The organism is Roseixanthobacter glucoisosaccharinicivorans (genome assembly GCF_043195095.2).
In the GTDB taxonomy this organism is placed as follows: domain Bacteria; phylum Pseudomonadota; class Alphaproteobacteria; order Rhizobiales; family Xanthobacteraceae; genus NCEH01.
The window spans coordinates 145,371-157,500 of record NZ_CM195538.1; the positions used below are offsets into that span (position 1 = coordinate 145,371).

Annotated in this window: 8 protein-coding genes and 1 pseudogene (1 of these 9 running past the window's edge); 2 read left to right on the plus strand and 7 right to left on the minus strand. The window is 66.6% G+C overall.

Translation table 11 applies throughout. The features are described 5' to 3' along the window. Window positions 1–116: 116 nt before the first annotated feature. A pseudogene (locus tag V5F78_RS00620) lies at window positions 117–1,775 on the plus strand (alpha-amylase family protein); the annotation flags it as partial. Window positions 1,776–2,127: 352 nt separating this feature from the next. Here the strand turns inward: V5F78_RS00620 and V5F78_RS00625 are convergent. The 5 genes from V5F78_RS00625 to V5F78_RS00645 all read right to left on the minus strand — a co-directional run bounded on the left by V5F78_RS00625 (window position 2,128) and on the right by V5F78_RS00645 (window position 7,293). Continuing rightward, window positions 2,128–3,069, minus strand: a complete 942-nt coding sequence (locus V5F78_RS00625) for a hypothetical protein (protein ID WP_394072069.1) — start codon at window positions 3,067–3,069, stop codon at window positions 2,128–2,130. A 155-nt stretch (window positions 3,070–3,224) separates the two neighbouring features. After that, window positions 3,225–4,652, minus strand: a complete 1,428-nt coding sequence (locus V5F78_RS00630) for an NAD-dependent succinate-semialdehyde dehydrogenase (protein ID WP_394072132.1) — start codon at window positions 4,650–4,652, stop codon at window positions 3,225–3,227. A 153-nt stretch (window positions 4,653–4,805) separates the two neighbouring features. After that, on the minus strand, window positions 4,806–5,027 hold the full coding sequence (locus V5F78_RS00635) for a hypothetical protein (protein WP_394083831.1): 222 nt from the start codon (window positions 5,025–5,027) through the stop codon (window positions 4,806–4,808). A 137-nt stretch (window positions 5,028–5,164) separates the two neighbouring features. Next, the gene (locus tag V5F78_RS00640; RefSeq protein ID WP_394072068.1) at window positions 5,165–6,499 is read right to left on the minus strand and encodes a cobyrinic acid a,c-diamide synthase CobB; all 1,335 of its coding nucleotides are present in this window, start codon (window positions 6,497–6,499) and stop codon (window positions 5,165–5,167) included. Next, window positions 6,496–7,293 (minus strand): MOSC domain-containing protein, encoded by a 798-nt coding sequence (locus V5F78_RS00645; protein ID WP_394072067.1) that lies wholly within the window; start codon window positions 7,291–7,293, stop codon window positions 6,496–6,498. The genes V5F78_RS00640 and V5F78_RS00645 overlap by 4 nt, the downstream gene beginning before the upstream one ends. Window positions 7,294–7,607: 314 nt before the next feature. Between V5F78_RS00645 and clpB the strand changes: the two genes are divergently transcribed. Then, a complete protein-coding gene (gene clpB / locus V5F78_RS00650; protein ID WP_394072066.1) occupies window positions 7,608–10,244 on the plus strand; it encodes an ATP-dependent chaperone ClpB in 2,637 nt (878 codons plus the stop codon). A gap of 64 nt (window positions 10,245–10,308) precedes the next feature. On the opposite strand, the gene V5F78_RS00655 is transcribed toward clpB, so the two are convergent. Further along, a complete protein-coding gene (locus V5F78_RS00655; protein ID WP_394072065.1) occupies window positions 10,309–11,217 on the minus strand; it encodes a hypothetical protein in 909 nt (302 codons plus the stop codon). Between the two features lie 109 nt (window positions 11,218–11,326). Then, window positions 11,327–12,130, minus strand: partial view of a peptidoglycan DD-metalloendopeptidase family protein gene (locus V5F78_RS00660; protein ID WP_394072064.1) — the 3' end only. The gene runs 1,200 nt beyond the window's last position; only the last 804 of its 2,004 coding nucleotides appear in the window; the start codon falls outside the window, past its right edge; its stop codon occupies window positions 11,327–11,329.

Sequence of the window (12,130 nt, forward strand, 5' to 3'; positions counted from 1 at the left end):
AGCACCGACAAGCCGCGAGGGCAATGGCGTGAGGCGAAAGGCGCCGCGCGGGGAACCATCCGCGCCATGCCGCGGTTGCCCGTGTGGCGCACAGGGCGCCAGGGAGGCCCGTGCGGATGATCAATGACCTCTGGTACAAGAACGCGATTCTTTATTCCCTCAACGTCGGCACCTTCATGGATTCCAACGGCGACGGGATCGGGGATTTTCCGGGCCTGATGCGTCGCCTGGATTACCTGCACGGGCTGGGCGTGACGGCGGTGTGGCTCGCGCCGTTCCAGAAATCGCCCTGCCGCGACGACGGCTACGATATCAGCGATTATTACAGCGTCGATGAACGCTACGGCACGCTCGGCGATTTCGTGGAATTCACCCACGCCGCCAAGCAGCGCGGCATGCGGGTGCTGATCGACCTCGTCGTGAACCACACGTCCGACGAGCACCCCTGGTTCAAGCAGGCGTGCGCGGATCCCTCGTCCATGTATCGGGATTGGTATGTCTGGTCCAAGACCAAGCCGAAGAACGCCGACACGGGCATGGTGTTTCCCGGCGTGCAGAAGAGCACCTGGACCCGGAACAAGGAAGCCGGTGCCTATTACTTCCACCGCTTCTATGATTTCCAGCCGGATCTCAACACGCAGAATCCGCAGGTGGTGGCGGAAATCCTCAAGATCATGGGATTTTGGATCGAGCTTGGGGTCAGCGGCTTTCGCATGGATGCGGTGCCGTTCGTGATCGCCGAGAAGGGCGCCGACGTCACCAAGCCCAAGGAGCGCTTCGATCTGCTGCGGACCTTCCGCGAGTTCCTGCAATGGCGGAAGGGCGATTGCATCGTGCTGGCTGAGGCCAATGTGCTGCCGGAAGTGAATTTCGACTATTTCGGCCGCGACGGCGATCGCATGCACATGATGTTCAATTTCCAGGTCAACCAATCCTCTTTCTATGCCCTCGCCGCCGCCGATGCCGGCCCGCTGACAACCGCTCTGCTGGCCACCAAGGCGCGTCCCGCCACCGCCCAATGGGGCCAGTTCCTGCGCAATCACGACGAACTGGACCTCGGCCGTCTTTCCAAGGACGAGCAGGCCAAGGTGTTCGCCGCCTTCGGGCCGGAGAAATACATGCAGCTCTACGACCGGGGCATTCGCCGCCGGCTCGCGCCGATGCTGGACGGCGACCGGCAGCGGTTGGAACTCGCCTATTGCATGATGCTCTCGCTGCCCGGCACCCCGGTGCTGCGCTATGGCGATGAGATCGCCATGGGCGACGACCTCTCCCTGCCCGAGCGCAACGGCGCGCGCACGCCCATGCAATGGTCCACCGAGCCGCAGGGCGGGTTCACCAAGAGCGACACGCCGCTGCTGCCGGTGATCAGTGACGGGCCCTATGCCTATGCGCATGTGAATGTCGCGGAGCAGCGGCGCGACCCCAATTCCTTCCTCAACTGGATGGAGCGCATGATCCGCATGCGCATGGAAATGCCGGAAATCGGCTGGGGTGATTTCACCATATTGGACACTGGCAATCCGGCTGTGCTCGCGCTCCGCTACGATTGGCGCAACAATTCGGTGCTCACGGTGCTCAACCTCTCGCGCTCGCCGCTGGAGGTGGAAGTGGACGTGCAGCATGGCCCCGAGGGCTCGCGGCTGGTGGATGTGCTCGCCGATAGCCACAGTGATGCCGACGCACGGGGCCGCCACTGCATCTATCTCGAAGGCTACGGCTATCGCTGGTATCGCGTCGGCGGGCTCGACTATCTCCTGAAGCGCAGCGACATCGGCATTCCCGAGCGCGATTGGGCGCGCGGACCCGAAGCGGCCAAGGATGGCGCGGGGCCAAAGCGCCGGGCGAGCCGCACGGCGGGAGCGGCTGAAGCCAAGGGGCGCAAAAGCGAGGCCGTGCCAGGCGCGCCGCCCACCAAGGCCAGGTCTCGGCACAAGGGTGCGGAAGCGAAAGCCGCAGCGAAGGCGGGCACGGCAGGCAAAGGGCCCGCCGACGCCGGGAAAGCCAAACGTGCCGGTGGCGCGGCCAAGACGCGGGCGCGGCGGCCCAATCCCCGTCCGCGCGGCTGAGACCGCGGAGCCGAGGCGCGGTCGCCACGGGCTTGCCCGCGCCCGGCAGGCCGCCGCGCTATTGTGCGGAGAACGGGCCGAACACCATGTCCGGGGCGCTGGTGTTGTGGCGCGAGGGCACGAGGCGCCCGGCCCATAGGTCGAGCACCGGGCCGCCCTTGAAATCCAGGATATCGCCCTCGCCCCAGCCCTTCAGGCCCGGCGCGCGCCAGGCGACCCGCGCCACGTCGGCGTTGAAGGCGGTGACATACATGGAGCGCAGCGCCGCGAACGGCTTGCCCGCCACCGCGGAGTCCAAGGTCACGTCCAGCACCATCTCGTCGCGATCCAGGCCGGACACGGCAAGCCGCGCCGTACCACCGCCGGCGAAGGACAGCACGAAGGTGCGCGTGGCGGGTTCGAAGGCGATCTCCTTCAGCTTCACCAGCGGACGCCCCTCGGTCTCCACCGGCCCGAGCAGGAAGGACGAGCCATAGGCGGTGTTGGCGAGATGAGCCGGGGCGAGCGGGCGGGCACGCCAATAGCCGTCGGGCGGATAGACCACTAGAACTTCTTCCACGCGCTCGCCCTTGCGCACCCAGAGCTGCACCATGTGCAGGCCCTCAGTTACTTTGTCCCCGACTCGCACCGGAACGCTTGCCGGGCGCCAGAAGGCGGGAAACGTATAGCCCGTCAGCCAAAGGTCCGGCGTCTCGTAGAAGGTGACGCGCTTCGGCGCCGCCGGGAAGGAGGGATCGCCGGTCATGTCGCAGGCAGTCCAATTGGGCTCGGTCCGGTCTGCGACCAAGGCGCCGAGATAGGCGGGATGCGCCGCCTGGATGCGGAACCGGCGCACCTCGGGCGAGGAGAAGGTCAGCGCCACATTGTCCTTTTCGGCGCACAGCACCGGCTCGCTCTCGTTGCGCACTTCGACCGCGAGCGGTGCGCCGGCGGCGGGGTGTGACAGGCCCGCCGACAGGCAGAGCAGAAGCAGGATGGGGAGAGAGCGCAGGGGCGGCATTGCGGTTTCCGGCAGGAGCATGGCGGGATCACCAAAGCACGGGCCCGCCTCCCTGCGCCATCGTCATGCGCGACCCGTCAGGAGGCCGCCGGCGCACGCGGCAAAAGAAAAGGGGCGCCGAAGCGCCCCGTCTCATTTCCATTGTGCCTGCTGGCTCAGAGGCCGGCGAGGCACATGTACTTGATGTTCAGATATTCATCGCAGCCGTACTTGGAGCCCTCGCGGCCGACGCCGCTCTCCTTGTAGCCGCCGAACGGGGCGACTTCCGAGGTGATGACGCCGGCATTGATGCCAACCTGCCCATATTCCAACGCCTCGGCCACCCGGAACGCGCGGCCGAGATCCTTGGTGAAGAAATAGCAGGCGAGGCCATATTCGGTGGCATTGGCGAGGCGCACCGCCTCTTCCTCGGTCTCGAACTTGAACACCGGGGCCATGGGGCCGAAAATCTCCTCACGGGCGAACGCCATGTCGGACGTGGCGTCGGCGATCACGGTGGGCTCGAAGAAGGTGCCGCCGAGCGGGCTGCGCTTGCCGCCGGTGGCGATCTTGCCGCCCTTGTCCACCGCGTCCTTCAGCAGACGCTCAACCTTGGCGACCGCCTTCTCCTCGATCAGCGGGCCGGCCACCACGCCATCGTCGAAGCCGTTGCCCACCTTCAGCTTCTTGGAGGCGGCGACGAACTTCTCGATGAAGGCGTCATAGATACCGGCCTGGACATAGAAGCGGTTCGCGCACACGCAGGTCTGGCCGGCGTTGCGATACTTGGAGGCGATGGCATTCTCCACCGCCGCGTCGAGGTCGGCATCGTCGAACACCAGGAACGGTGCGTTCCCGCCGAGCTCCATGGAGATCTTCTTCATGGTGTCGGCGGACTGCTTCATCAGCAGCTTGCCCACCGGGGTCGAGCCGGTGAAGGTGATCTTCTTGACGATCGGGTTCGAGGTCATCTCGGCGCCGATGGCCTTGGCGTCGCCAGTCACGATGTTGATGACGCCGGCCGGAATACCGGCCTTCTCCGCCAGCACGCCCCAGGCGAGGCCCGAATAGGGGGTCAACTCGGAGGGCTTGCACACCACGGTGCAGCCGGCCGCCAGCGCCGCGCCGATCTTGCGCGACAGCATGGAGGAGGGGAAGTTCCACGGGGTGATCGCCGCGACCACGCCCACCGGCTCCTTGGTGACGAGGATGCGGCGGCCGGGCCAGGGGGAGGGGATCACGTCGCCGTAGAGGCGGCGGGCTTCTTCCGCGAACCAGCGCACATAGGCGGCCGAGGCGCCGACTTCGCCGCGCGCTTCGGCCAGCGGCTTGCCTTGCTCGCTGGTGAGGATGGAAGCCAGTTCCTCCTGGTTGGAGAGGATCAGGTCCGCCAGCTTGTGCAGCAGGGTCGCGCGCTCGGCGGCGGTCTTGGCCCGCCAGGCGGGCAGCGCCTTGGATGCGGCCTCGATGGCGCGCCGCGTTTCGGCGGCACCGGCATGCGGGACGGTGCCGAGCAGGTCGCCGGTGGCCGGGTTCTCGACGGTGACGGTGCTGCCACCGTCGGCATCAATCCATTGTCCGCCGACAAGGATCTGTTCCCGCATCAAGGGGAAGGCGGGCGTATTGCCGGGGATGGGGGCGAGAGCGGGCATGGGATGCTCCTGAGGATACAGTCGTGGAACAAGCAAATATGTCCGAGCCGCCGCACCGTCCATGGTGCGGCCTCGGGCAAGGCGGATTGAAGGGCGATGCGCCGGTCAGCGCACGCAGGTGATGGAATGAAGGGGGACGATCTGTTCCTTCTGGTTCTCGCCGCCTGCGATCTGGCAGCGCAGATAATCGCGACCGACGCTCAGCGGGGCATAGCCGGTGATGGTCGTTCCGCCGACCACCTGAATAATGATTGCCTGGCCTGCCTTGGCGCCGACGATTTCCAGGATGGCCTGGCGAAAATCGTCGTCCTTCATCTGGCACCGCATGTGGCACTCCCTTTGGGATCTGCGTTTCCTCGCTCGGCCGTTCCGGCTCTCACGTCGGGAACTATAACGCCGATGGCGTGCGCTGACACATGCGGTGCGCGCAAATCTTCACCGGGAGGTCTGTGCGGTGCGTGCGCCTATGCCGTGGGGGCGATGGCGTGGAAGAATGCGCCGGTCACCCTCCCCCGCCGGCTGCCGGAAGGGCCGAGCGGCTGGGCCTGGGAATCGCTCAGCTCCGCCAGGGGCGCGTCGGACCCACGGGTGAGGATGGTCGCATAATGGAACTCGTGCCCGCGCACCCGTGCGCCCTCCGGGCCGAGGGGGGAGGGCGCCACCAGGCGGGCCTCGCGATAGCCGAGGTTCATCTTGCGCTTGGCGAAGCTGGTCTCGAGCGCGAGCAGGCCGAGCATCTCATGCGCCGCGCCCGAGGCGTCGGTGAGCGCGGCGCCGAGGGCCATGTAGCCTCCGCATTCCCCATGCACCGGCTTTGACTGCGCAAATTCCCGCACACCCGCCTTGAAGTGCGCCGCCGCCGCCAGCGTGCCGGCATGCAGCTCGGGATAGCCGCCCGGCAGCCAGCAGACGTCGCAGCTTTCGTCCGGCGCTTCGTCGGCGAGGGGAGAGAAGGGCAATATCTCCGCGCCGCTCTGCCGCCAGGATTGCAGCAGATGCGCATAGACGAAGCTGAAGGCCGCGTCCTGCGCGAGTGCGATCCGCTGGCCGGGCGGCGGCAGGTTCGGCGCCCCGTCATGCGCGGGCAGGGCGGCGAGTGGCGCGGCCAGCATGCGGATGGCGTCGAGGTCGCAATGGGCTTCCGCCATGTCCGCGAGCGCCGCATAGCGCGCGGCGAGGTCGTCGTGCTCACCCGCCTGGACCAGGCCGAGATGGCGCTCGGGCAGAACCAGGCTGTCGGTGCGGGGAATGGCACCGAGCACCGGCAGGCCGAGCGGCGCCATGGATTGGGTCACGAGGCGGGTATGACGTTCGCTGCCCACGCGGTTGAGGATCAGTCCGCCGATCCGCACGCGCGGATCATGGGTGGCAAAGCCCCGCGCCACGGCGGCGGCGGTCTGCGACTGGCCGGAGACATCGAGCACCAGCAGCACCGGGATGTTCAGCAGCGCGGCAACATCGGCGCCCGCGCCCGAGCGGCCTTCCATACCGGGAACGCCGTCGAACAGGCCCATGGCCCCTTCCACCACCAGCAATTCGCCGCCCGCCGCCGCATCGGCCGCGAGGGTCTCCAGCAGCGCGGGCGGCATGGCCCAGCTGTCGAGATTGAGGCCGGGCCGGCCGGTGGCGGCGGCATGGAAGGCAGGGTCGATATAGTCCGGCCCCGATTTCGCCGCGCGCACCTTCACCCCGCGCCGTGCGAAGGCGGCGAGCAGGCCGAGGGTGACCGTGGTCTTGCCCGAGCCCGAGCGCGGAGCGGCGATGAGCAGGCCGTGCGCGCTCGTTCCAGACGCGCTCATGCGAGGTCGAGGCGCGCTTGCACCAGACGAATTTCGTCACCGGGCCTGATGCGCCCGCCGGCCACCACCTTGGCATAGATGCCGCAGTCAGTGTGGCCGTAGCTCTTGGCGAGCCCCTTGACCACGTTGAGGTCGCGCTCCGCCGTGGTGGGATTGACGCTGGTGGCGGCGCAGCGCTCCGTGCGCTTGAGCACTTCCAGCCGCACCTGATCGCCGATGGCCAGAGTCTGGCCCGCAAGGTCCAACTCGGCGCCGGCGGGCAGGCCGTCCAGATGCAGGTTCATGCGGAAGCGGATCGGGTCGATCTCAGCGCCCATCTTCGCCTCCAGGTCGCGCACGCTGGCGAGATTAAGCAGCGAGACGAAGCCGGAGCGCAGGGAATCCATGAAGCGATGTCCCTGCGGCGCGGTGAGCAGCTTCAGCGGGCCGCGCGCCTCGCTCTCCATGAAGCCGGTGAGGAAACCTTCGATGGCCGCCCGCCCTGCCTCGGTGGAGAGGTCCCCCCGCGCCAGTTCCGCGCCGTCCTTCGAGAGGGTGAACACCTTGCTGGCGGGATCGTAGGTCGTGCGCAGAGCGGCGATGCGGGCATTGCGCATCAGCACCACGAACGCAGTCTTCTCCTTGTGAGTGGGGGCTGCGGGGTCGAAGCCGCTCGGCCCGTTCTCCACCGCATAAAGCCGGTCGCCGGGGAAGAAATCGCCGGTGTGGAGCTCCACGCTCTCCATGGGCTCGGGAGAAAAGCCTTTCACCGGATAGCGGTTGATGGCGATGAGGGTGGCGGCCGGCACGCTCATGGATAGGGGTCCTCGACTGGCGCAATGCGTATGGCTCGCATTGCGATGCGGGCGGGTCAAGGGCAGGTCGGCGCACGGGCCCGCGCATTGATGCGCAAGCGTGTGATCCGCATCAAGGCGTCCCTGCGCCGGAGGTAGAAAATTCCTAAACGTGGAAGGGCATCCCCCCCTTCCACTGTGCACCGCGCATCCCCACATCCCCCAACGGCGGCGCGCCAAGCGCGACCGCTGCGGCGGCCGGGGATACCGGAGCCGCATCCGATCGTTCTCCGTCGTGCTTTTTCGAGGCGACGGGGGCGCCGAGGAGGAACGATATGAATTTCGAAATCTACACCGAACGCGCGCGCGGATTCGTGCAGTCGGCCCAGTCGCTCGCGGTGCGCGAAGGCAACCAGCAGTTCGCGCCCGAGCATTTGCTGAAAGTGCTGCTCGACGATCCCGAGGGCCTGTGCTCGGGCCTCATCCAGCGTGCCGGCGGCAATCCGACCCAGGTGCGCGACGAGGTGGAGCTTGCCCTGCGCAAGCTGCCCAAAGTTCAGGGCGGCTCCGGCCAGGTCTATCTCAGCCAGCCTTTGGCGCGCGTGTTCGAGGCGGCCGAGCAGGCGGCCAAGAAGGCGGGCGACGGCTATGTCACCGTTGAGCGGCTGTTGCTGGCGCTGGCCATCGAAAAGGAAACCGAGGCCGGCAAGATCCTGGCGCGGGCCGGCGTGACCCCGCAAAACCTCAACACCGCCATCGAAGCGCTGCGCAAGGGCCGGACCGCCGATACGGCGACCGCCGAGAACGCCTATGACGCGCTGAAGAAATATGCCCGCGACCTCACCCAGGCTGCGCGCGACGGCAAGCTCGACCCGGTCATCGGCCGCGACGAGGAAATCCGCCGCACCATCCAGGTGCTGGCGCGCCGCACCAAGAACAATCCCGTGCTCATCGGCGAGCCGGGCGTCGGCAAGACCGCGATCGTGGAGGGCCTCGCCCGCCGCATTGTCGATGGCGACGTGCCCGAAAGCCTGAAGAACAAGAGCCTGCTCGCGCTCGACATGGGCTCGCTCATCGCCGGCGCGAAATATCGCGGCGAGTTCGAGGAGCGCTTGAAGAGCGTGTTGAATGAGGTGCAGTCGGCGGAGGGCGGGATCATCCTGTTCATCGACGAGATGCACACGCTCGTCGGCGCCGGCAAGACCGATGGCGCGATGGACGCCTCCAATCTGCTCAAGCCCGCCTTGGCGCGCGGCGAGCTGCATTGCGTCGGCGCGACCACGCTGGACGAATACCGCAAGCATGTGGAGAAGGACGCCGCGCTCGCCCGTCGCTTCCAGCCCGTCTTCGTCTCTGAGCCCACGGTGGAGGATACCGTCTCCATCCTGCGCGGCTTGAAGGAAAAGTATGAGCTGCACCACGGCGTGCGCATCACCGACAGCGCGCTCGTCGCCGCCGCGACGCTCTCGAATCGCTACATCACCGACCGGTTCCTGCCGGACAAGGCGATCGACCTCGTGGACGAGGCCTCCTCGCGCCTGCGCATGCAGGTGGATAGCAAGCCGGAGGCGCTGGACAATCTCGACCGCGAGATCGTGCGTTTGAAGATCGAGCAGGAGGCCCTGAAGAAGGAGACCGATCAGGCCTCCAAGGACCGCCTGAAGCGGCTCGAAAAGGAATTGGCGGATCTTGAGGAGCGCGCCTCCGTCCTGACCTCCAAGTGGAAGGCGGAGAAGGAAAAGCTCGGCACGGCGACCACGCTCAAGGCCAAGCTCGACCAGGCGCGCGCCGATCTGGCCACCGCCCAGCGCCAGGGTGAATACCAGAAGGCGGGCGAGCTGACCTATTCGGTGATCCCGGAGCTGGAGAAGAAACTGGCCACCGTCGAAGCGGCCGGCGACAAGGGCGGCACCATGGAAGAGGCGGTGACGCCCGACCATATCGCCGGCGTCGTCTCCCGCTGGACCGGCGTGCCAGTTGACAAGATGCTGGAAGGCGAGCGCGAGAAGCTGCTCAAGATGGAGCTTGAGCTGGCCAAGCGCGTCATCGGCCAGGACGAGGCGGTCACCGCCGTGTCCACCGCCGTGCGCCGCTCGCGCGCCGGACTGCAGGACCCGAACCGGCCCATCGGCTCGTTCCTGTTCCTCGGCCCCACCGGCGTCGGCAAGACCGAGCTGACCAAGGCGCTCGCGAACTATCTGTTCGACGACGACACGGCCATGGTGCGCATCGACATGTCGGAATACATGGAGAAGCACTCCGTGAGCCGGTTGATCGGCGCGCCTCCGGGCTATGTCGGCTATGAGGAGGGCGGCGCCCTGACCGAAGCCGTGCGGCGCCGGCCCTATCAGGTGGTGCTGTTCGACGAGGTGGAGAAGGCCCATCCGGACGTCTTCAACGTTCTGCTCCAGGTGCTCGACGACGGGCGCCTCACGGACGGGCAAGGGCGCACGGTGGACTTCCGCAACACGCTGCTGGTGATGACCTCCAACCTCGGCGCGGAGTATCTCTCTGATCCGCGCCAGCCGGTGGGCTTCGGCATTCCTGGCCACGAGGGCGAGAAGGTGGTCTCCGACGACGAGGCCTATGAGATGGTGATGGGAGCCGTGCGGCGTCATTTCCGCCCGGAATTCATCAACCGCATCGACGAGATCGTCATGTTCCACCGCCTGAAGCGGGACCAGATGGCGGGCATCGTCGATATCCAGATGGGCCGCCTCGCCAAGCTGCTGGAGGATCGCAAGATCGTCCTCGACCTCACCCCGGAAGCGCGGACTTTCCTCGCCGACAAGGGGTATGACCCGGCCTATGGGGCGCGTCCGCTCAAGCGGATCATCCAGAAGCTGGTGCAGGACCCGATGGCGGAGAAGATCCTCTCCGGCGACATCCTGGACGGCACCCGCGTGCGGGTCGGCCTCGAGGGTGGCCGGCTGACCTTCGCCAATGAGGGGCCGGTCGAGCAGGCCGCCTGACGCAGCAGGTTTGTTTCGCACCATTGAGGGCCCTCCCACCGGGAGGGCCCTTTTTTGTCGCCGGTCAGTTTCCGCGCATCTTCTGCAACAGGGCCTCGGCCTTCTTGCGAACCGCGGCAAACTGCGGCTGGGCCACGATCTCGCGCGTATAGCATGCGCGCACCGCGGTGGCCGCCTCGTCCCTCAAGGCGTTGGCCTTGTCCCACCGTGGATCGTCCGTCCCTTTCCCACCTTTCTGGACCGCGGCGAACAAAGCGTTCGCCCTGGATTCGAAGTCATTCCACACCTTGGTGCAGGCGGGGATGAGCTTGGAGGCCTCCGGAACGGGGGTCGTGCCGACGCTCACCCGGCCGCCGGAGCGACGGCCGATCACGATCACATCGGGCGGCACATTGCCGATATCGCCCTGGGCGAACAACCCGAGTACGGCATGGAGCGTTTCGCCGTCCTGCGCGGGGAGGGGCAGAGCCACATATCCCTCGAAGGCGGCATCGCTGCCGGTGGCCTGGGTATAGAAGGGATCCCACTTGAGCGCGCTGTCCAGCCCTTCGCCCGCCCGCAGGCCAAGGTTCTCCGCCTCATGGCCCACCCAATTGGCGAGCACGGGCTCAGGCGAGACGAAGATGCGCGTCTCATATTCCGCATCGTGGAACAGCAGCCCGTCCGGGCGCCCGCTTTCCATATCACCGTCGAACAATGCGCCCGGCGAGAAGCTCGGCGTCTTTTCCAGCCCCGCGAAGGCGAGCGGACCGAGCAGGGCCGCCATCTTCTTTAGAAGATCGGCGCGGGCGCGCGCGTCTTGCTTGAGCACCGCATCATTGTCCGCTCCGGCCTTTTCGGCCGCGGCGATGGCGGCGACATATTTGTCGCGCGATGCGATGTAGGCGTCATCGGCCGGCCCGCTAACGGCCGACGCGGGAAGGGCGAGGGCCAGCAGAAAGGTCCAGGCGATTCGCCCGCCGGCACGGGGCATACAGGTTTTCATGAATAAGCTCGCGGATCGCACTCTAGGCAGACCGCGAGCTTATCCGAACCTGCCGGATGGGAACACAGGAGCTCGATGGCCGCCCCGTGTTTCCGGCCTATTTGGAACGGCTGGTGCTTGCCGCAGAGGCCACTTTCGGTGGCACAGGGGCGTGGGCGAGCAGAAGCTCGATGCGCTCGCGCTCCTTCTTGAACTCCGCCAGGAACCGGCCTTCGAGGGCCCGCCCGCGCGGCAGCTTCACGCGCATGGGGTCCACGAACGACCCGTTGATCTTCACCTCATAGTGCAGATGCGGGCCGGTGGAGAGGCCGGACGAGCCGAGATAGCCGATGACCTGCCCCTGGCGCACCTGAACTCCTTCGCGAATACCCTTCGCGAAGCCAGACTGGTGGGAATAGGTGGTGACATAGCCGTTGGCGTGCTGGATTTCCGTGTGGCGTCCGTAGCCGGATTTCCAATTGGCATAGATGATCGTGCCGTTGCCCGCCGCGAAGATCGGGGTTCCTACCGCATCGGCCCAATCGACACCGGTGTGCAGTTTGGAATAGCCGAGGATCGGATGGCGGCGATATCCGAAGGGCGAGCGCATGACGCCACCGGCCATGGGTTTGCGCACCAGGAACTTCTTCGCGCTCTTGCCGTCCTCGTCATAATAATCGACCAGCCCGTCGTCGGAGGTCTGGAAACGATAGTAGCGGCGCGTCTCGCCATTGGTGCTGAGCGCGGCGAAGAGCACTTCCTCGTCGCCGCCGTCCTCGGTGTACAGGACTTCGAAATTGTCGCCCGGCTTCACCCGGCGCTGAAAGTCCACATCGAAGGAATAGACGCGCACCAGATCGGCGATGATATTGCGCGGCACTTCGTTGCGCAGAGCGGTTTCATAGAGGCTGTCGTAGAGGCG